This window comes from Streptomyces gottesmaniae (assembly GCF_031845845.1).
Classification (GTDB): Bacteria; Actinomycetota; Actinomycetes; order Streptomycetales; family Streptomycetaceae; genus Streptomyces; species Streptomyces akebiae.
In genome coordinates, this window is the sequence record NZ_JAVRFJ010000039.1 from 17,800 (window position 1) to 36,962 (window position 19,163).

A 19,163-nucleotide genomic window follows, 5' to 3' on the forward strand; every position below is an offset into this window, starting at 1 on the left:
GTGCCCGGTCCGCACGGCCACAGGCACCGATCCGTCCGCTAACGTCCCCCGTGCACACCAGCCGCACAGCTTTCGGGGGAGACCATGGGCGAGGTTCGCGCGGGCGGGCAGTTCCGGCCGTTGGAGGCCGGTGACCCGACGACCGTGGCGAGCTACCGGCTCGCGGCACGGCTCGGCTCCGGCGGCATGGGCACGGTGTACCTGTCGTACACGCCGGGCGGACACCCGATCGCGCTGAAGACGATCCGGCCCGAGCTGAGCGAGGATCCCGAGTTCCGCCGCCGGTTCAAGCAGGAGGTGCAGGCCGCCCAGCGCGTACAGGGCCTCTACACCGCGCCCGTCCTCGACCACGACACCGACGGCGCTCAGCCCTGGCTGGCCACCGCCTACGTGCCCGGCCCCTCGCTGCACGCGGCGGTCGCCGAGCACGGCGCGCTGCCGCTGAACTCGGTCCTGCTGCTGCTCGCCGGGGTCGCGGAGGCGCTCTCGGTCATCCACGGCGCGGGCATCGTGCACCGCGACCTGAAGCCCTCCAACGTGCTGCTCGCCGCCGACGGGCCCCGGGTCATCGACTTCGGCATCGCGCGCGCCGCCGACGCCACCGCCCTGACCGGCACCGGCGTCTCCATCGGCACCCCGGCGTTCATGTCGCCCGAGCAGGCGGCCGGGAAGCCGGTCACGCCCGCGTCGGACATCTTCGCGCTGGGCCAGATCGCGGCGTTCGCGGCACGCGGGTCCGGCGCGTACGGCGACGGCCCCTCCCACGCGGTGCTGTACCGGATCGTCCACGAGGAGCCCGACCTGAGCGGGCTCTCCGACGAACTCCGGTTCATCGAGCGCTGTCTGGCCAAGGACCCGGCCGACCGCCCCTCCCCCGCCGAGGTCGTCGCCCTCTGCCAGGAGGCGTCGCCCACCCCGCTCGTGCAGTCGGGCTCGTGGCTGCCGGAGGCGATCGGCGCCGACATCACCCGGCGCGTCTCGGCCTCGGCCGAGCTGCTGGCGGAGCGGAACAGGGCGGCCGAGGCCGCCACCCCGGCGACCCAGGCCCCACCGCCCACCGCCCCGGTCACCCAGCTGGGTTCGCCGTCCGCGGACCACGGGGCGCAGACCATGCACGCGGCGCCGACCATGCTCTCCGGTCCGACGACCCCGCCCCCGCCGGGCCCGGTGGGCCCGCCGTCGGCGCCGTACGCCCCGCAGCCGGGGCCCTCGGGTCCGCACACCGTGCCGACCGGGCACCACGCGCCGTACCCGCAGCAAGGGGGCTGGCAGCAGCCGTACCCGCAGGGCCACGTCCCTCCGCAGGGGCACCCCCGTCCGCTGCCCGCACCCCCGCCGCGCGGCAACGCCGGCAAGTGGGTCGGGCTCGGTGTCGCGGCGGTCTTCGGGGTGGGGCTGCTCGGCAGCTGCGCCACGATCGTGGACGGCCTCACCAACGGGTCGAGCGGCTCGTCGAGCGAGTCCTCCGGCGGATCGTCCGGCGGCTCCTCGACAGGCTCCGGCGGCGACTCCGCGGCCGAGCCGAAGGCGGATCCGAAGCCGGTCACGTTCAAGGGCGTCAACATCCCCGCCGACTACTACGTACGCTTCACGGACTCCCCGCCCAAGCCGGACGGCTCCGGCGACGCGCCCTACAAGGACGACGCCGACCTCTACTACACGACGGACATGATCACCGGTAAGCACGTGGGCAGCAGCAGCGACAAGGTCGTCCTGCTGAACAACGCGCAGAAGGGCTCCCTGCAGACCTGCCGCAGCGAGACCCGGTACGCGGAGGAGGTCACGCTCGGCCAGCTCTCCCAGGGCTCCCAGCTGTGCGTGCGCACCAACACCGGGCACATCGGGCTGGTCACCTTCCAGGGCTCGGCGCCCAGCGGCGACCCCAGCGACTACGTCTCCGTGGACATCACGGTGTGGCGCAACGCCGAGGAGCCGATCGCCGACTGACGGTCCCTCACCCGCCGAGCTCCCACACCAGCACCTCGACCGGGGCGGCGACGGCGACCAGCTCCAGCCCCTTCTCGTCCTCGGCCCGCACCGAGTCCCCGGGCTCCAGCTCGTGCGGCCCCAGCCGCACCACACCCCGGACGACGTGCACATACGCCCGTGCCGCGTCCGGCACCGCGGTCCGCTCCCCCGTCCTGCCCAGCCGCCGGACGTGCAGCATGGCCCCGGCCTCGGGAAGGGCGTACGGGGTGGAGTCGGCGATGCCGCGCACGATCTCGTACGCGGGGTCGCCGCCCGGGTCCAGCGGGGCCAGCCACATCTGCACGAAGGTGAGCGGCACCGAGCCGTCGTTGCGCTCGACGTGCCGTACGCCGCCCGCCGCGCTGAGGCGCTGGACGTCACCGGGGCGGACGACCGTCTCGTGGCCCGTGGTGTCGCGGTGGGTCAGCTCGCCCTCGACGACCCAGGTGACGATCTCGGTGTGGCTGTGGGGGTGCTCGTCGAACCCCGCGCCGGGCGCGAGCCGTTCCTCGTTGCAGGCGATCACCGGGCCGAACCGCAGGTTGTCCGGGTCGTAGTGCGCGCCGAAGGAGAAGGCGTGCAGCGAGGCGATCCCGGCCTCCGGGTCCCCACCGGGGTAGCGCGTGCCGGCGCGCCGTAGGTCCATCACGTACTCCACGGTAAGCGGCGCCGGGTGGGAAACGGGTACGCCCCCGCGCCGCACGTCGGTGTCCTGATGAGGCAGTCTTGTCCCGTGCCCGAACCCGAAACCAGCAAATCCGCAACCGCGCCGTACGTCCATTCGCACTCCGCGACGTTGAAGCGGCTGGAGAAGTCGTCCGGAAGCCTCGCCGCGCAGGCCATCGCGCGGATGGACGAGACGCTGCCCTGGTACCGGGCGATGCCACCGGAGAACCGGTCGTGGATCGGGCTGGTCGCCCAGGCCGGTATCGCCGCCTTCACCGAGTGGTTCAGGCACCCGGACGCCCCGCAGGCCATCTCGACGGACGTGTTCGGGACCGCGCCGCGTGAACTGACCCGGGCGATCACGCTCCGGCAGACCGTGGAGATGGTGCGCACGACCATCGAGGTCATGGAGTCCGCCATCGACGAGGTCGCCGCCCCCGGCGACGAGAGCGTGCTCCGCGAGGCCCTGCTCGTCTACGCGCGGGAGATCGCCTTCGCCACCGCGCAGGTGTACGCGCAGGCCGCCGAGGCACGCGGCGCCTGGGACGCCCGGCTGGAGTCCCTGGTCGTCAACGCGGTGCTCAGCGGCGAGGCCGACGAGGGCGCCGTGAGCAGGGCAGCCGCGCTCGGCTGGAACTCCCCCGACCATGTCTGTGTGGTCCTCGGCACCGCCCCGGACGGGGACAGCGAACTGACCGTGGAGGCCATCCGGCGCGCCGCCCGGCACGCCAAGCTCCAGGTGCTCACCGGGGTGCTGGGCGACCGCCTCGTGGTGATCGCCGGCGGCAACAACGACCCGCTGCAGGTGGCGAAGTCGCTGATCGGGCCGTACGCGGCGGGACCGGTGGTGGCCGGGCCGATCGTGCCCGACCTGCTGGCCGCGACCCGGTCCGCGCAGGCCGCCGCCGCCGGACTCAAGGCGTGTTCGGCGTGGCAGGACGCGCCGCGCCCCGTTCTGGCGGACGATCTGCTTCCGGAGCGCGCGATCGCTGGCGATCCCAGTGCGCGCGAGCAGCTGGTGGAGGAGATCTACAGACCGCTGGAGGAGGCCGGTTCCGCTCTTCTGGAGACGCTCAGCGTCTATCTCGAACAGGCCTCGAGCCTGGAGGGCGCGGCCCGGATGCTGTTCGTCCATCCCAACACCGTGCGCTACCGGCTTCGACGTGTGACTGACGTCACCGGCTGGTCGCCTTCCGATGTACGCTCGGCCTTCACCTTGAGGATCGCGCTGATCCTGGGGCGTCTGGTCGATGGGGATCCCCAGCTCTAGGGTTTTGTCGGAGGGCTACAAAACCCCCTCGTGTTCTTCGTCCCTGTCCCCACGGGCGGCCCGAGCCGTCCCCAAGAGAGAGTGTGAGAGTGCTCGTACTCGTCGCTCCCGGCCAGGGCGCCCAGACGCCCGGCTTCCTGACTCCTTGGCTCGACCTCCCCGGTGCCGCCGACCGCCTCGGCGCGTGGTCGGACGCCATCGGGCTGGACCTCGCCCACTACGGCACCGAGGCCGACGCCGACGCGATCCGCGACACCGCCGTGGCCCAGCCGCTGCTCGTGGCGGCCGGACTGCTGTCCGCCGCCGCCCTGGGAGACGTCGTGCCCGGCGCGGTCGCCGGGCACAGCGTCGGTGAGATCACCGCCGCCGCGTTCGCCGGTGTCCTCGACGACACGGCAGCGCTGACCCTCGTCCGCAAGCGGGGCCTGGCCATGGCCGAGGCCGCCGCGATCACCGAGACCGGTATGTCGGCGCTGCTCGGCGGCGACCCGGAGGTGACGATCCCGCACCTGGAGAAGCTGGGGCTGACCCCGGCCAACGTGAACGGCGCGGGCCAGGTCGTCGCCGCCGGCACCCTGGAGCAGCTGGCCGCGCTGGAGGCGGACAAGCCCGAGGGTGTCCGTCGCGTGGTGGCACTCAAGGTCGCGGGTGCCTTCCACACGCACCACATGTCCCCCGCCGTGGACAGCCTCGCCAAGGCCGCCGAGGAGCTGGCACCCGGGGACCCGAAGCTCACCTACGTCTCGAACAAGGACGGGCAGGCCGTCGCCACCGGCGCCGAGGTGCTCTCCCGTCTCGTCGGTCAGGTCGCCAACCCGGTCCGCTGGGACCTGTGCATGGAGACCTTCAAGGAGCTGGGCGTGACCGCGCTGGTCGAGGTGTGCCCCGGCGGCACGCTCACCGGTCTCGCCAAGCGCGCGCTGCCGGGTGTGGCGACGGTGGCGCTGAAGACACCGGACGACCTCGACGCCGCTCGCGCGCTCATCGCCGAGCACCGGAACTAGGAGCCCTGGAGCTATGTCGAAGATCAGGCCTAGCAAGGGCGCCCCGTACGCGCGCATCCTCGGCGTGGGTGGCTACCGCCCGGTCCGGGTGGTGCCCAACGACGTGATCCTGGAGAAGATCGACTCGTCCGACGAGTGGATCCGCTCCCGCTCCGGCATCGAGACCCGGCACTGGGCGAACGACGAGGAGACCGTCGCCGCCATGTCGATCGAGGCGTCCGGCAAGGCGATCGCCGACGCCGGGATCTCCGCCGAGCAGGTCGGCGCGGTCGTCGTCTCGACGGTCTCGCACTTCAGCCAGACCCCGGCCGTCGCCACCGAGATCGCCGACAAGCTGGGCACGGCCAAGGCCGCCGCCTTCGACATCTCGGCCGGCTGCGCGGGCTTCGGCTACGGCCTCACCCTCGCCAAGGGCATGGTCGTCGAGGGCTCGGCCGAGTACGTCCTCGTCATCGGTGTCGAGCGGCTGTCCGACCTGACCGACCTGGAGGACCGGGCCACGGCCTTCCTCTTCGGTGACGGCGCCGGCGCGGTCGTCGTCGGGCCCTCCGAGGAACCGCACATCGGCCCGACGGTGTGGGGCTCCGAGGGCGACAAGGCGGGGACGATCAAGCAGACGGTCCCGTGGAACGAGTACCGGATCGGCGACCTGGAGAAGCTCCCGCTCGACAGCGAGGGCAACGTCAAGTTCCCCGCGATCACGCAGGAGGGCCAGGCGGTGTTCCGCTGGGCCGTGTTCGAGATGGCGAAGGTCGCTCAGCAGGCGCTGGACGCGGCCGGGATCAGCTCGGACGACCTGGACGTCTTCATTCCCCACCAGGCCAACGAGCGGATCATCGACTCGATGGTGAAGACACTCAAGCTGCCGGAGCACGTCACGGTCGCGCGTGACGTGCGCACCACCGGCAACACCTCGGCCGCCTCGATCCCGCTCGCGATGGAGCGGCTCCTGGCGACCGGCGAGGCGAAGAGCGGCGACACCGCGCTCGTCATCGGCTTCGGGGCGGGTCTCGTGTACGCCGCGACGGTCGTTACCCTCCCCTAGGCACCCGCGCCGGATCTTGCGGTCCGGCGCGGGAGAAGCACAACCTGCCGCTGACGCGGCGGGCCGCCCACCCTCTCGAAACCGTCTGAAAACTACGAAGGAGCGCCTGACATGGCCGCCACCCAGGAAGAGATCGTCGCCGGTCTCGCCGACATCGTGAACGAGATCGCCGGCATCCCGGTCGAGGACGTCCAGCTGGACAAGTCCTTCACCGACGACCTGGACGTCGACTCGCTGTCCATGGTCGAGGTCGTCGTCGCCGCCGAAGAGCGCTTCGACGTCAAGATCCCGGACGACGACGTCAAGAACCTCAAGACGGTCGGCGACGCGACCGACTACATCCTCAAGCACCAGGCCTGATCCCCGGATCGGGTCCGGGCCCGGTCCGCGGACCGGTCCGTTGCCCCGCCACCCGGCGGTGGCGCCGCTGAATCCTCGTAACCGTTGGAGAAAATTCCCGTGAGCTCGACCAATCGCACCGTGGTCGTCACCGGTATCGGCGCAACCACACCGCTGGGTGGCGACGCGACTTCCACCTGGGAGGGGCTGATCGCCGGCAAGTCCGGTGTGGGCCCCCTGGAGCAGGAGTGGGCCGCCGACCAGGCGGTCCGTATCGCCGCGCAGATCGCCGTGGAGCCGACCGAGGTCATTCCCCGGCCGCAGGCCCGCCGACTGGACCGCTCGGCGCAGTTCGCGCTGATCGCGGCCAAGGAGGCGTGGGCGGACGCCGGTTACACGGAGACCTCGGCCGACGACGGCACCGTCGACGCCGACCGCGTGGGCGCGGTCATCGCCTCCGGCATCGGTGGTGTGACGACCCTGCTCGACCAGTACGACGTGCTGAAGGAGAAGGGCGTACGCCGCGTCTCCCCGCACACCGTCCCGATGCTGATGCCCAACGGCCCGTCGGCGAACGTCGGTCTGTACGTCGGCGCGCGCGCCGGTGTGCACACCCCGGTCTCCGCCTGCGCGTCGGGCGCCGAGGCCATCGGCTACGCCATCGAGATGATCCGCACCGGCCGCGCCGATGTCGTGATCGCCGGTGGTACCGAGGCCGCCATCCACCCGCTGCCGATCGCCGCGTTCGGCAACATGATGGCGATGTCCAAGAACAACGAGGACCCGCAGGGCGCCTCCCGTCCGTACGACACCGGCCGTGACGGCTTCGTCCTCGGCGAGGGTGCCGGTGTCGTCGTCCTGGAGTCGGCGGAGCACGCGGCGGCGCGGGGTGCCCGCGTCTACGCCGAGGCCGTGGGCCAGGGCATCTCCGCCGACGGCCACGACATCGTGCAGCCGGAGCCGGAGGGGCGTGGCATCGCCCACGCCCTGCAGAACCTGCTGGACCGCACCGACCTGGACCCGGCGGAGATCGTGCACGTCAACGCGCACGGGACGTCGACGCCGGCCGGTGACATCGCGGAGTTGAAGGCGCTGCGCAAGGTGTTCGGTGACGACACCGACCACTTCGCGGTGTCGGCGACGAAGTCGATGACCGGGCATCTGCTGGGCGGGGCCGGTGGGGTGGAGACCGTGGCGACGGTGCTCGCGCTGTACCACCGGGTGGCTCCGCCGACGATCAATGTGAACGACCTGGACCCCGAGGCGGAGGCCAACGCCGACATCGTGCGGGGCGAGGCGCGCAAGCTGCCGGTCGAGGGGCGCATCGCCGCTCTCAACGACTCGTTCGGGTTCGGTGGGCACAACGTGGTGCTGGCGTTCCGGACGGTCTGACACCGTCGCGGTCGTACGAACGTGAAGGCCCCCACCGAACGGTGGGGGCCTTTGCGTGTGCTGAGCGGCTGTCACACCACCTGGTGCAGCCAGCGGACCGGGGCGCCCTCTCCCGCGTATCTGAAGGGCTCCAACTCGTCGTCCCAGGGCTTGCCCAGGAGCTTGGCGATCTCGGCCTCCAGGTCCGTCTCGCCGCGCTGGGAGCGGGTGAGGGCGGCGCGCAGGCGGTCCTCGGGGATGAGGATGTCGCCGTGGATGCCGGTGACGGCGTGGAAGATGCCCAGCTCGGGGGTGCAGCTGTAGCGCTCGCCCTCGGCGGTGGCGCAGGGCTCGGCGGTGACCTCGAAGCGCAGGAGGTGCCAGCCGCGCAGTGCCGACGCCAGCTTGGAGGCGGTGCCCGCCTGGCCCTGCCAGGAGAACTCGGAGCGCCAGGTGCCCGGTGCGGCGGGCTGCCGGATCCAGTCGAGGTTCACGCGGGTCCCGAGGACACCGGCGACGGCCCACTCGACGTGCGGGCACAGCGCACGCGGCGCGGAGTGCACGTACAGGACTCCACGTGTCGTCACCGGGGCCTCCACAGAGCAGGGCGTCTTGTCATTTGACGGAACGGCAGTGGCAGGGCGGCCACGTGGCGAGGCTACCGTGCGGCGGGGCAAGGAGTGTGACGTACCGTCGGAGCCGACGCCAGGACGCGGCGCTGTTTCACCCGGGGGGACGCGTGTGCGGTACGGAACAGTTGCACCTTTGGCCCCAGCGTTCCCGTCGGTCCCCGTGTCGGGAACTCCCGCGCGTTGTCATGGGTGGGAACGTGCACGTGTAGGACCGACGAGGGGACCAGGGAATGCGGAAGCGACGCCACCGTGCGAGGGCGGTGTGGGGCGCGGTGTCGGCGGCGTTCCTGCTGGCCGTGACCGGGTGCGACGCCACCGGTGGCGACTCCCCCGGCCCCGAGGGGACCGGGCCGCGTGCCGCCGCCTCGCCCACGCCGACGCCCGCCTGGGACAGCACCCCCGAGTCGCTCGTCGCGGTGGGTGATTCCATCACCCGGGGCTTCGACGCGTGCAAGGTCCTCTCCGACTGCCCCGAGGTGTCCTGGGCGACCGGCACCGACGTCTCGGTCGACAGTCTCGCCGTACGACTCCTCGGCCGCTCCGGCGCGCTTCGGCGGAGCTGGAACTACGCGGTCACCGGGGCCAGGATGGCCGACCTGCCGAACCAGATGGCCCGGGCGGTGACCCGTGAGCCCGAGTTGGTCACGGTGATGGTCGGCGCGAACGACGCGTGCCGGGCGACCGTCGACGCCATGACGCCGGTCGCCGACTTCCGCGCGGACTTCGAGGACTCGATGGCGACGCTGCGGGACAGCCTGCCGAAGGCGCAGGTGTTCGTGGCGAGTGTGCCGGATCTGAAGCGGTTGTGGTCCGAGGGCCGCACCAGCCCGGTCGGCAAGCAGGTTTGGAAGCTGGGCATCTGTCCGTCCATGCTGGCCGACCCGGACGCCCTCACCACGGCGGCCGGAGAGCGGCGCGACGCCGTCCAGGACCGGGTGGAGGCGTACAACGACGTCCTGCGCGAGGTCTGCGAGAAGGACCGCCACTGCCGTTACGACGGGGACGCCGTCTTCGACTACCGCTTCGGGCAGGCCCAGCTCAGCCAGTGGGACTGGTTCCATCCGAGCGTGGACGGGCAGGCGCGGCTCGCGGAGATCGCGTACCGGGTCGTCAGCGCCAAGGAGTCATGACCCGGGGTTCCGTGGTGACCTGGGGTTTCGCTCTTGGCCCGGGGACGGGATCGCGCTGGAGACGCAGCACTTTCCCGATGCGCCGAACCGGCCGCGGTTTCCGAGTACGGAGCTGCGGCCGGGCGGTGTCCATCGCTCGCCCAGACGGTGTACGGATTCGGGGTGCGCGCGTAGTCGACGCGCACCCCGCCCCCAGGATCCGCGGCGCTCCTAGACCTCGATCGTCGCCGTGACGCGGGGGTCGTCGAGGGAGCGGGCCGCCGCCACCTCGTACGCACCCTTCACGTACGCCCATGAGCCGGCCGTCTCGTCCCAGATCTCGAAGGCGCGGCGCGGGAGTGCGATGACGGCCTCCGCCGATTCGCCCGGGGCCGCCTCCACCGTGGCGAAGCCCGCCAGCCAGCGGGCCGGGCGGTTCTCGTCCGGGGTCGTGGGAGCCAGGTAGAGCTGGACGGTCTCGCGGCCCGCCCGGGGGCCGGTGTTGCGGATGCGGACGGTCGCCGTCGTGCCGCTGACGTCGAGGGACTCGTACGTCCAGTCGGTGTAGCCGAGGCCGTGCCCGAAGGGGTACGTGGGGGTCCTGCTCTCCTTGTCCCAGGCTCGGTAGCCGATGAAGACGTCCTCGTCGTAGGTGAGTTCGCCGGCGGTGGGGGCGACCCGGGTGACGGGGGCCTCGGACAGGGTGCCCCAGGTGGTGGGGAGGCGGCCGCCGGGCTCGTGGGTGCCGGTGAGGACGTCGGCGAGGGCGGCGCCGCCCTCCTGGCCGGGGAACCAGGTGAGGAGGACGGCGGCCACGTCGTCGCACCAGGGGAGCTCCACCGGGGAGCCCGAGTTGACGACGACGATCGTGGCGGGGTTGGCGGCGGCCACCGCGCGGACCAGGTCGTCCTGGCGGCCGGGCAGGCGGAGGTCCTTGCGGTCGAAGCCCTCGGACTCGACGCGCTCGGTGGTGGCGACCACGACGACGGCCGTGTCGGCGGCACGGGCGGCCTCGACGGCCTCGGCGATCAGCTCGTCGGGGTCGCGCTGCGGTCCCTGGTGGCAGAGCGTGAAGGCGAGCATCGTGAGGGGGGCGTCGGCGGCGAGTTCCACGACATGGGTGAGGGAGACCCGCACCGGTGTGCCCTCGGTCAGTTCGACCTGGGCCAGCGGGACGGGGGCGCCGAAGAACGACACGAAGGGGTCGTCCGTGTCGGTGCTCCGGACGCCGTCGAAGTGGGTGGTGCCGTCGACGGTGAGGGTGTAGGTGCCGAGGCCCTTGATGCCGAAGGTGTGCGTGCCGGTCTCGCGGGGGACGAAGGTGCCGGTCACCTCGACGGTGTGCAGGGTGGTGTGGGTGACGCCGTCGGGGAGGTCCGAACCCATCCACTGGATGTGGCCGCTGGGCGAGGAGCGGGTGCCGATGACCGTGCCGGAGATGTCACGGCAGACGGCCTCCAGGGTGAATCCCTTGTCGGCGACGCCCAGTTCCTCGTTGGGGTCCGCGCCCACGGCGTACGTCAGTGTGCCCTCGGGGAGGGCGGCGGTGAGGCCGTCGAGCGGGGAGACGACGTGGGCGGGGAAGACGGTGGCCGAGCCGCCGCCGAGGACGCGGGCGTCGCGGGCCGCGGCACCGATGAGGGCGACCGTCGTGCCCTGCTCCAGGGGGAGGGCCGCCCGGCCGCCCGCCGCCTCGTTGCGGACGAGGACGAAGGAGCGGCGGGCGATCTCGCGGGCCAGGGCGTCGCCGTCGACGGGGGCGGGGGGTTCGGTGACCACCGGGTCGGCGCCTTCCAGGATGCCGACGCGGGCGGCCAGGCGCAGCACGCGGCGGACCGCCTCGTCGAGTTCGGCCTCCGTGACCTCGCCGGCGCGGACGGCGCCGGCCAGGGCCTCGCCGTAGACGGTGACCGGGCCGGGCATGGCGACGTCGAGGCCGCCGGTGAGGGCCGCGGTCGTCGAGCGGGCGGCCAGCCAGTCGGAGACGTTGAAGCCGTCGAAGCCCCACTCGCCGCGCAGGACCTCGTTCACGAGGTAACGGTGCTCGGTCATCGTGGTGCCGTTGACGGTGTTGTAGGCGGTCATGATGCCCCAGGGGTGGGCGTTCGCCACGATCGCCTCGAACGGGGCCAGGTACAGCTCGCGCAGGGCGCGTTCGGAGACCAGGTTGTTCACCGTGAAGCGGTCGGTCTCGGCGTCGTTGGCGACGAAGTGCTTGACCGTGGTGCCGACGCCGCCGGACTGCACGCCCGCCACATAGCCCGAGCCGATCTCGCCGGTGAGGTAGGGGTCCTCGCTGTACGCCTCGAAGTGGCGGCCGCCCAGCGGTGAGCGGTGCAGGTTGACGGTGGGGGCGAGGAGGACGTGGACGCCCTTGCGACGGGCCTCCTGGGCCAGCAAAACCCCCGCGCGGTGGGCGAGTTCGGGGTCCCAGGTGGCGGCCAGGGCGGTCGGGGAGGGCAGTGCGACGGACGGGTCCTCGGCGGTCCAGCGCACTCCCCGTACGCCGATGGGGCCGTCGGACATGACGAGGGAGGCCAGACCGATCTCGGGGAGCGCGGGCAGCGTCCACATGTCCTGGCCGGCGAGGAGCCTCGCCTTGGCGTCCAGGTCCAGCCTGGCGAGGGCCTTCTCCACGGCCGCTTCGCGGGCCTCGTCGGCCGGGGTGGGATGGGTGCCCGGGGTTGCCGCCATCGCGGTGCCTCCTCGTCGAGTCCGTCTCTGTCCCCGCCATCGTGCACGCATCACCTGTAGATCGGTAGGTTTCGTTATGCTGCCGTTATATTTGCTCCGGTCCGGTGGGCCCTGATGCCGTACGGTGACGACATGAGCGGCACCAGTGGAACCAGGAGCGTCAGGGGTGAGGAGCGGCGCGCGGAGATCGTGCTGGCGGCGCTGGAGGTGATCGCCGAGCGCGGTTACCGGGGCGCGAGCATGGCCGCGGTCGCCGAGCGCGTGGGGCTCACCCAGCAGGGGCTGCTGCACTACTTCCCCACCAAGGACGCGCTGCTCGTCGCCGTCCTCAGGGAGCGGGACCGGTGGGACGCCGTCCCCGACAGCCCGCTTCGACTCGATCTGCTGGGCTCCCTGGTCGAGTACAACGCCATGCGGCCCGGGATCGTGCAGACCTTCTCCGCGCTGCTCGGCGAGAGCGTCACCGAGGGGCACCCCGCGCGCGAGTTCTTCACCGAGCGGTACGAGCGGGTGCGGGGCTCCATGACCGAGGTGCTGCGCGCCGAGTACGGCGACCGGCTCCCGAGCGGGCTCACGCCGGAGCGCGCGGCCCCGCTGCTGGTGGCCGTGATGGACGGCCTGCAGTACCAGTGGCTGCTGGACCCGGGCGCCGTGGACATGCCGGGGGCGTTCCGGGACTTCCTGGCGCTGCTGGGCGAGGACGCCGGCGACGACGCCGGCTAGGTCAGCCTCTCGCGGGCACCGCCGCCACGACCTCGACCTCCACCATGGCCTGCGGCTGGAAGAGTTTCGGGACCTCCATCGTCATGCTGGTCGGGGGTGTGCCCGGCAGGAACCGGGTGCGTACGGCGCCGTACTCGTGGAGCTTGGTGATGTCGGTCAGGTACGTGCGGATGTTGATGATGTCGGCGAGGGTGGCGCCGTGCGCCGCCAGGAGGGCGGCGATGGTCTCGAAGACGGCGCGGCTCTGGTCGGTCACGGTGGCGCCCTCGGCGATCTGACCCGAGAGGTACAACAGGGCGCTGCCGTCGGAGAGTTGGACGCGTGCCACCTGGGAGTAGTAGGGGCTCAGCGGCTGCGGCGCGGACGGCGGGTTGTCGAGGGTGATCTCCATGGCCTCGACGCTAGGTTCGGCCGTGTGATGCGACAAGCGAATGTCTAGCATGGCTGCCATGCATGACGCGCATGGCTCGGACGGGGGTCGTGGTGCGCACGACCCGGCCGACGTCCCCGATCTGTCCGCCTTCTGGCTGCGCGTGTTCCTGGAGGTCGCGCGGCACGGGTCGTTCACCGTCGCCGCGAGATCGCTCGGCTGGACCCAGTCGGCCGTTTCACGCCAGGTCGCCTCCCTGGAGGGCGCGTTGGGCGGAGCGGCACTGTTCGACCGGCTGCCACGCGGGGTGCGGCTCACGGAGGCGGGGCGTGTGCTCGTTCCGCACGCCGAGGCCCTGGTGGAGCGATTGGGGCAGGCGGAACGGGAGTTGACCGCGCTGCGGGAGGCAGCCGGCGGGCGGTTGCGGATCGGTGCCTTCGCCACGGCGGACGCGGCGCTCGTCCCGCACGCGATGGCCGCGTTCCGGGCCCGGCATCCCGGTGTCCGGCTCACCCGGGACGAGGGGTTCACGCCCGCGTTGCTCGATCGGCTGGCCGCGGGCGGGCTCGACCTGGCGATCGTGTCGACCACGGGACGCGTGCCCCTCGACGCGTACGACCTCCATCACCTCCTCGACGAACCGCTGTACGTCGCCGTCCCCGTCGGCCATCCGCTCGCGGGGCGGGGGCCGGTACGGCTCCCCCAACTCGCCGACGCCGACTGGATATCCGGCGACGCCCACCCCGAGGGAACCCTTCTCGACGCGGCCCTGCGGCACGGTTTCCGGCCCAGGATCGCGCATGTCGTCGTGGAGTGGATCGCCAAGCTGGGCTATGTGGCGGCCGGGCTCGGGGTCACCCTGGTACCGACGCTCGCCGCCGGGTCCGTGCGGCCGGACGTCGTGCTGCTGCCGGTGGCGGGCGAGGAGGCGGCCGGGCGGGTGGTGTACGCGGCGACGGCTCGCGGAGTGACGCCGTCGCCCGCCGGACGCGCGTTCCTCCGGGCACTGCGGGAGGCGGCGGCACGGATTCCGGCGACGCGGGGCGCGGACGGCTGAGCCGCGCCGGGCGCCACGTGCGCGCCCACCGACGGTGTGCGGCGCGACGAACACCCCGTCGTCACCGGGCGCGACGTGCGTCCCCTGCGGCGCCGGGCATGGCGCGAGCCCCTTGTGTCACGCGATACTGCCGCCGTCCGGAGCGTCACCCCCACGGCACGAACCAGCGACGGAAGGGCCCGAACTGCCTTGATCTCCCCACTGACTCACCGACGGGCACGCACAGCGGTGACAGGACTGGCGGCCCTGCTCGCCGGTCTCTGCGCCCCCACCTCCGCCTCCGCCACGCCCGCGGCATCGGCCTCGTCCTCTTCGGCGGCGGCCCCCACCGTCGAGGAGCAGCGCCTCGACCGGGCCGTGCCTCAGGAGATCCTTCGGCGGTCCGGATTCGACACCGTCGCACCGGAGTTCGCGCGGGCGCTGGACGGGGCGCGGTCGTACGCGCAGGCCGAGCGGATCGCCGTACGGCAGGGTGGGCGGCTGTGGACGCGGGCCGTGGACCGGGCGCAGGGGCGGGGTCCGGCGGGCGGTGATCTCAGCCGGGACGACGACCGGCCGCTGTACTGGGCGCGGTTGGGGATGACGCGGGAAGTACGCGGCTGGGAGCCGCGGTTCGAGCTGAGTGCCAGTCAGAGAACCCAACTGCTGGGCGAGTTGGAGAGGGCTTCGCGCGGTCAGGACTCGCTGCGCTTCCCGCAGCGCGACAAGGGGGTGAAGCGGATCCTGGTCACCGGTTTCGATCCCTTCACCCTGGACCGGGACGTACGGATCTCCAACCCGTCCGGGGCGACGGCGCTGGCTCTCGACGGGACGGTGATCAGGACCGCCGAGGGGCTCGCCCGCGTCGAGACCGCCGTCTTCCCCGTCCGCTGGCAGGACTTCGCCGAAGGCACGGTCGAGCGGACGCTCCGCAAGCAGTTGCCCCGCGTGGATCTCTTCGCGACCGTCAGCCAGGGCCGCGTGGGCCGTTTCGACATCGAGCGGACCAACGGGGCCTGGCGCGGCGGCTTCGCCGACAACGACACCGTCGGCCGCACCGGGACCATCCCGGTGACCGACCCGGCCACCCAGCCCCAGTGGACGACCACGACCCTGCCGTACGCGGACATCGTGGCCGCGGAGACCGGCCGCTTCCCGGTCTACGACAACACGAGCGTGACCGAGATACCGGCGGGCGGCACGGCGGCGGTGGTCCGCCCGGACGGGCCGACGCCGGGGTCGACCGCGCGGGCCGGGGGCGGCGGTGACTACCTCTCCAACGAGATCGCCTACCGGGCGACGCTCCTGCGCGACCGGCTGGGACTGGGCTCCTCGCTGCCGGGCGGGCATGTGCACACGCCCGTCCTGCAGTTCGGGGCCGGCAACACCGACCCGGCGACCGGGACGGTGACCGATCCCGAGTTCGTGCGCAACCGGTTGGACATCATCGCGCAGGTGCGGACGATCGTGACGGTCGCCGTGGACGCCGCGGACCCCGACACCTCCACGGCGGCGGACTCCGGCGCCGCTAGTGGGACGGGGCGAACGCGAGGCTGATGCCCAGGCCGGCCAGGACGGAGCCGATCGCCCTGTTGAGGACCTTCTGGCCGCGCAGCATCACGGCACGCATCCGGTCGTGCGAGAAGAAGACGGCGACGACGCCGAACCACAGCAGGTGGGCGAGGGCCATGAACAGGCCGTAGCCCGCCTGCTGCACGACCGGGGTGCCGGGGCCGACGACCTGGGCGAAGGTCGAGACGACGAAGAGGGTCGTCTTGGGGTTGAGCACGTTGGTCAGGAACCCGGAGCGCAGCGCGGCGAGCGGGGTCACGGTCGCCGCCGGCTCCGCGAGGTCCACCTCGATCTCGTCGCGGGTGCGGAAGGTGCGTACGCCGATGTGGACGAGGTAGGCCGCGCCGACCAGCTTGATCACCGTGAACAGGAAGGTGGAGGAGGCGATCAGCAGGCCCACGCCGAGCATCGTGTACGTGACGTGCACGAGGACGCCGGCGGCGACGCCCGTCGCCGAGAGCAGGCCCGTCGTCCGGCCGTGGAGGTAGCTGTTGCGGATGACCATGGCGAAGTCCGCGCCGGGGGCGATGACCGCGAGGACCGTGATGACCGCGACGGCGAGGAGCTCGTTCACGCGCCGAACTCGGGCTTGCGGAACATGGGCGGGGCCGGGTGGCCGTCGCCGGGGACGCGGTTGCGCTCGTCCTCGCCGGTCGTCTCCTCGCCCAGCAGGTCACGGGCCATGAGGGTGGCACCGGCGACCGCGCCCGGCATCAGGAAGACGGCGACGAAGGGCACCAGGAAGGCCAGGCCCAGGGGGGTGCCGAAGCCCCAGATCAGTGTCTTGCGGGAGCGCAGGAGGGCGAGGCGGTCACGGAGTTGGACGCGGCGGCGCTGGAGGGCGACGGAGGTCAGTTCCTCGGTGAGGAAGAAGCCGGTCACGAAGAAGCCGACCACCGGGACCACGGTCTGGCCGATGAACGGGACGAAGCCGAGGGCGAAGAGCAGGACGGCCCAGACGAGCGCCCGCGCGAGGACCCGGAGGCTGTCCCGGGCCGAGATCCACAGCTCCTGCCACAGCGGCAGGTCGGACTCCGGGGCGGTGCCGTCCGGTGAGACGTCCCGGTCGACCTTCTCCGAGAGGTTCTCGTAGAAGGGCTGGCCGATGAGGAGCGTCACGGCGGTGAAGGTGATGACCGCCAGGGCCAGGGCCAGGCCGAACAGGACGGCCGTGAGGAGGCCGCGGAACAGGCCCGGCCAAGGGCTGGACCAGTCGTCCGCGAAGGGCGTGGCCCAGGTGACGAAGTCCGGGCCCCAGACGGCGAGGCCCACCAGGGCGGCTATGTAGAGGACCAGGGTGATGAGGCCCGGGATCAGGCCGAAGCCGTACTGCTTCCCGTGCCTGGCCACCCAGCGTTGGCCTTGGACGAGGTACTGGAAACCCACCCCTAGATCGCGCATGGGCGCACTTTACCCAGGAGGGGTGAAGGGGGTCTTCCCTGGGAGCGTACGTGCGGGTTGTGCGTGGCTGGTCGCGCCCACGCGGCGGAGCCGCATATCGATACCGTCCCGCGCCCCTTACGGGGCGAACGCACCCTCTGCTGTGAAAACCCGGTTCGCGAAGCGTTCTCCCATGAGGCGGTGGGTCTCCGCGTCCGGGTGCAGGTCGTCCGGGAGGGGCAGGGTGGTGGCGTCCCGCTCGCCGTAGAGGGTGAGGCCGTCGAGGTAATGGAGGCTGGGGTCCTCCGGAGCGCGCTGGGCGACGATCGCCGCGAGTTCGTCGCGGATGACGCGGAGGGTGAGCCTGCCGGGGGTGAGGTCCTCCGGGTCGCCCATGGGGCGGAAGCGGAGGCGGCCCTCGGCGAGGCCGGTGAGGTCGGGGGCGCTGGGGCCGGGGGTGTCCTCGTGGATGGGGCACAGGATCGGCGAGACGACGAGGAGCGGGACGGTGGGGTGGCCGTCGCGGATCGTGTCGAGGAAGCCGTGGACGGCCGGGGTGAACGCGCGCAGCCGCATCACGTCGTGGTTGACGAGGTTGATGCCGATCTTGAGGCTGATCAGGTCGGCGGGGGTGTCCCGGATGGCTCGGGCGACGAAGGGGTCGAGGAGGGCGCTGCCGCCGAAGCCCAGGTTGATGAGTTCGACTCCCGCCAGGGAGGCGGCGTGGGCGGGCCAGATGCCGGTGGGGCTCGCGGCGTCGGAGCCGTGGCTGATCGAGCTGCCGTGGTGCAGCCAGACCCGGCGGCCCGGGTCGGGGGCGGGCTCGACGGGGGCGTCGGTGCGCAGGGCGACGAGTTCGGTGGTCTCGTTGTGCGGGAGCCAGATCTCGATCGTCTTGAGGCCCTCGGGGAGGTCCGTGAAGGTCACCGTGCCGGGCGGTCCCGGCCGGTGCTCCGCCGTACCGGTGGTCATGTCGACGGTCACGGTGTTGCCGTCCGGCACGCTCCCCCGTGCGGTCGGGCGGCCGTCGACGACGAGGTCGTACAGGCCGTCCGGGCGGGGCGGGGCGCCCACGTAGGTCCGCTTGGTGCGCAGGGCGTCGAGTGCGACGGCGGTGGCGCGGGTGCGGAAGACCAGGCGTACGCCGGAGGGCTGGGACTCGACCATGGCCAGCTGTGGGTCGGTGCACTGGGCGCGGGCCCGGGCGGGCAACCGGTGCGGCAGGACGCCGTGTTCGGTGCGCTCCAGCTCCAGGGCACCGCGCAGGAGGTCGGCGGTGATGGGGGTGGTGATCCAGGGGGAGGTCATGGCTCAACCTGACGATCGTGGGGGATGGACGGATCGGTGGTGGTCGGCGGCGGGGCGCCCGGGGGTCAACGGGGTGGTGGGGACGGCCAGTTGCGCAGCAGGGCGTCGAGGGCGTCGAGGACGCGTTCCCAGCTCTCCTGCGAGTCGGGGGCGCTGTGGCTGAAGCCGCCGGCCGCCTCCAGGCTGACGTAGCCGTGGAAGACGCTGCCGAGGAGCCGGACGGCGTGCGTCTGGTCCGGCTCGGTGAGGTCGTAGCCGCGCAGGATCGCCCTGGTCATCTGCGCGTGCCGGCCGCCCGCGCTCGCCGCGGCGGCCTCGGGGTCCAGCCTCAACTGGGCCGCCGCGTACCGGCCGGGGTGCGCGCGGGCGTAGTCGCGGTACACGTCACCGAGGGCCGCCAGCGCGTCCTTGCCGGCCCGGCCGGCGAGCGCGGCGGCGCCCCGGTCGGCCATCTCCTCCAGGGCGAGGAGGGCGATCCGGGTCCTGAGGTCCTGGGAGTTGCGTACGTGCGAGTACAGGCTCGCGACCTTCACGTCGAAGCGGCGGGCCAACTCCGAGACGGTCACGGCGTCGAAGCCGATCTCGTCGGCCAACGCGGCGCCCGCGAGGGTGAGTCGTTCCGGGCTGAGCCCCGCACGCGCCATGCCCTGACACCGCCCTTCCGTCCCGTACGACG

General features: G+C 72.4%; 18 protein-coding genes and 1 pseudogene. 11 read left to right on the top strand and 8 right to left on the bottom strand.

All coding sequences use genetic code 11. The annotated features are described in order from the left end of the window. Nucleotides 1-84 precede the first annotated feature (84 nt). Nucleotides 85-1,947, top strand: a complete 1,863-nt coding sequence (locus tag RM704_RS34415) for a serine/threonine-protein kinase (RefSeq protein ID WP_033527275.1) — start codon at nucleotides 85-87, stop codon at nucleotides 1,945-1,947. A 7-nt stretch (nucleotides 1,948-1,954) separates the two neighbouring features. Here RM704_RS34415 and RM704_RS34420 read toward each other — a convergent pair whose 3' ends face one another. Further along, nucleotides 1,955-2,614 (bottom strand): pirin family protein, encoded by a 660-nt coding sequence (locus tag RM704_RS34420; RefSeq protein ID WP_107072284.1) that lies wholly within the window; start codon nucleotides 2,612-2,614, stop codon nucleotides 1,955-1,957. An 87-nt stretch (nucleotides 2,615-2,701) separates the two neighbouring features. Here RM704_RS34420 and fasR point away from each other — a divergent pair, with 87 nt between their 5' ends. From fasR to fabF, 5 genes are all read left to right on the top strand, one after another. Continuing rightward, nucleotides 2,702-3,904 carry a fatty acid biosynthesis transcriptional regulator FasR gene (gene fasR / locus RM704_RS34425; protein WP_033527273.1) on the top strand — a complete coding sequence of 401 codons (1,203 nt, stop codon included), beginning with the start codon at nucleotides 2,702-2,704 and terminating at the stop codon, nucleotides 3,902-3,904. 89 nt (nucleotides 3,905-3,993) lie between these two features. Continuing rightward, complete coding sequence (locus tag RM704_RS34430; protein WP_033527272.1) at nucleotides 3,994-4,908, top strand: ACP S-malonyltransferase; 915 nt, start codon at nucleotides 3,994-3,996, stop codon at nucleotides 4,906-4,908. Between the two features lie 13 nt (nucleotides 4,909-4,921). Then, nucleotides 4,922-5,953 (top strand): ketoacyl-ACP synthase III, encoded by a 1,032-nt coding sequence (locus RM704_RS34435; RefSeq protein ID WP_033527271.1) that lies wholly within the window; start codon nucleotides 4,922-4,924, stop codon nucleotides 5,951-5,953. Nucleotides 5,954-6,064: 111 nt separating this feature from the next. After that, a complete protein-coding gene (locus tag RM704_RS34440) occupies nucleotides 6,065-6,313 on the top strand; it encodes an acyl carrier protein (protein WP_007381745.1) in 249 nt (82 codons plus the stop codon). Nucleotides 6,314-6,412: 99 nt separating this feature from the next. Beyond that, a complete protein-coding gene (fabF, locus tag RM704_RS34445) occupies nucleotides 6,413-7,684 on the top strand; it encodes a beta-ketoacyl-ACP synthase II (protein ID WP_033527270.1) in 1,272 nt (423 codons plus the stop codon). Between the two features lie 71 nt (nucleotides 7,685-7,755). Here the strand turns inward: fabF and RM704_RS34450 are convergent, their stop codons facing one another. Continuing rightward, nucleotides 7,756-8,250 (bottom strand): DUF3145 domain-containing protein, encoded by a 495-nt coding sequence (locus RM704_RS34450; protein WP_033527269.1) that lies wholly within the window; start codon nucleotides 8,248-8,250, stop codon nucleotides 7,756-7,758. Between the two features lie 275 nt (nucleotides 8,251-8,525). Between RM704_RS34450 and RM704_RS34455 the strand changes: the two genes are divergently transcribed. Then, nucleotides 8,526-9,425 carry an SGNH/GDSL hydrolase family protein gene (locus RM704_RS34455; RefSeq protein WP_107072283.1) on the top strand — a complete coding sequence of 300 codons (900 nt, stop codon included), beginning with the start codon at nucleotides 8,526-8,528 and terminating at the stop codon, nucleotides 9,423-9,425. 37 nt (nucleotides 9,426-9,462) lie between these two features. Continuing rightward, nucleotides 9,463-9,599: pseudogene (locus RM704_RS34460) on the top strand (aldose epimerase family protein); the annotation flags it as partial. 36 nt (nucleotides 9,600-9,635) lie between these two features. Here RM704_RS34460 and RM704_RS34465 read toward each other — a convergent pair. Next, a complete protein-coding gene (locus tag RM704_RS34465) occupies nucleotides 9,636-12,098 on the bottom strand; it encodes a glycoside hydrolase family 3 protein (protein ID WP_033527267.1) in 2,463 nt (820 codons plus the stop codon). A 114-nt stretch (nucleotides 12,099-12,212) separates the two neighbouring features. Between RM704_RS34465 and RM704_RS34470 the strand changes: the two genes are divergently transcribed. Next, on the top strand, nucleotides 12,213-12,821 hold the full coding sequence (locus RM704_RS34470) for a TetR/AcrR family transcriptional regulator (RefSeq protein ID WP_033527266.1): 609 nt from the start codon (nucleotides 12,213-12,215) through the stop codon (nucleotides 12,819-12,821). Between the two features lies 1 nt (nucleotide 12,822). On the opposite strand, the gene RM704_RS34475 is transcribed toward RM704_RS34470, so the two are convergent. After that, nucleotides 12,823-13,212 (bottom strand): RidA family protein, encoded by a 390-nt coding sequence (locus RM704_RS34475; protein WP_033527265.1) that lies wholly within the window; start codon nucleotides 13,210-13,212, stop codon nucleotides 12,823-12,825. Nucleotides 13,213-13,261: 49 nt separating this feature from the next. Here RM704_RS34475 and RM704_RS34480 point away from each other — a divergent pair, with 49 nt between their 5' ends. After that, nucleotides 13,262-14,248 (top strand): LysR family transcriptional regulator, encoded by a 987-nt coding sequence (locus tag RM704_RS34480; RefSeq protein ID WP_078937110.1) that lies wholly within the window; start codon nucleotides 13,262-13,264, stop codon nucleotides 14,246-14,248. Between the two features lie 201 nt (nucleotides 14,249-14,449). Next, nucleotides 14,450-15,784 carry a pyroglutamyl-peptidase I gene (locus RM704_RS34485; protein ID WP_033527486.1) on the top strand — a complete coding sequence of 445 codons (1,335 nt, stop codon included), beginning with the start codon at nucleotides 14,450-14,452 and terminating at the stop codon, nucleotides 15,782-15,784. Here the strand turns inward: RM704_RS34485 and RM704_RS34490 are convergent. From RM704_RS34490 to RM704_RS34505, 4 genes are all read right to left on the bottom strand, one after another. Beyond that, nucleotides 15,756-16,373: a LysE family transporter gene (locus tag RM704_RS34490; RefSeq protein WP_033527264.1), complete on the bottom strand. Its 618-nt coding sequence runs from the start codon at nucleotides 16,371-16,373 to the stop codon at nucleotides 15,756-15,758. The two genes, RM704_RS34485 and RM704_RS34490, sit on opposite strands and share 29 nt — an antisense overlap. Continuing rightward, complete coding sequence (locus tag RM704_RS34495) at nucleotides 16,370-17,200, bottom strand: EI24 domain-containing protein (protein ID WP_033527263.1); 831 nt, start codon at nucleotides 17,198-17,200, stop codon at nucleotides 16,370-16,372. Before RM704_RS34495 ends, RM704_RS34490 begins: the two co-directional genes overlap by 4 nt. A 117-nt stretch (nucleotides 17,201-17,317) precedes the next feature. Next, nucleotides 17,318-18,487 carry a GDSL-type esterase/lipase family protein gene (locus tag RM704_RS34500; protein ID WP_033527262.1) on the bottom strand — a complete coding sequence of 390 codons (1,170 nt, stop codon included), beginning with the start codon at nucleotides 18,485-18,487 and terminating at the stop codon, nucleotides 17,318-17,320. A 65-nt stretch (nucleotides 18,488-18,552) separates the two neighbouring features. Continuing rightward, nucleotides 18,553-19,131, bottom strand: coding sequence for a TetR/AcrR family transcriptional regulator (locus RM704_RS34505; RefSeq protein WP_033527261.1), 579 nt, complete (start codon nucleotides 19,129-19,131; stop codon nucleotides 18,553-18,555). Nucleotides 19,132-19,163: the final 32 nt, after the last annotated feature.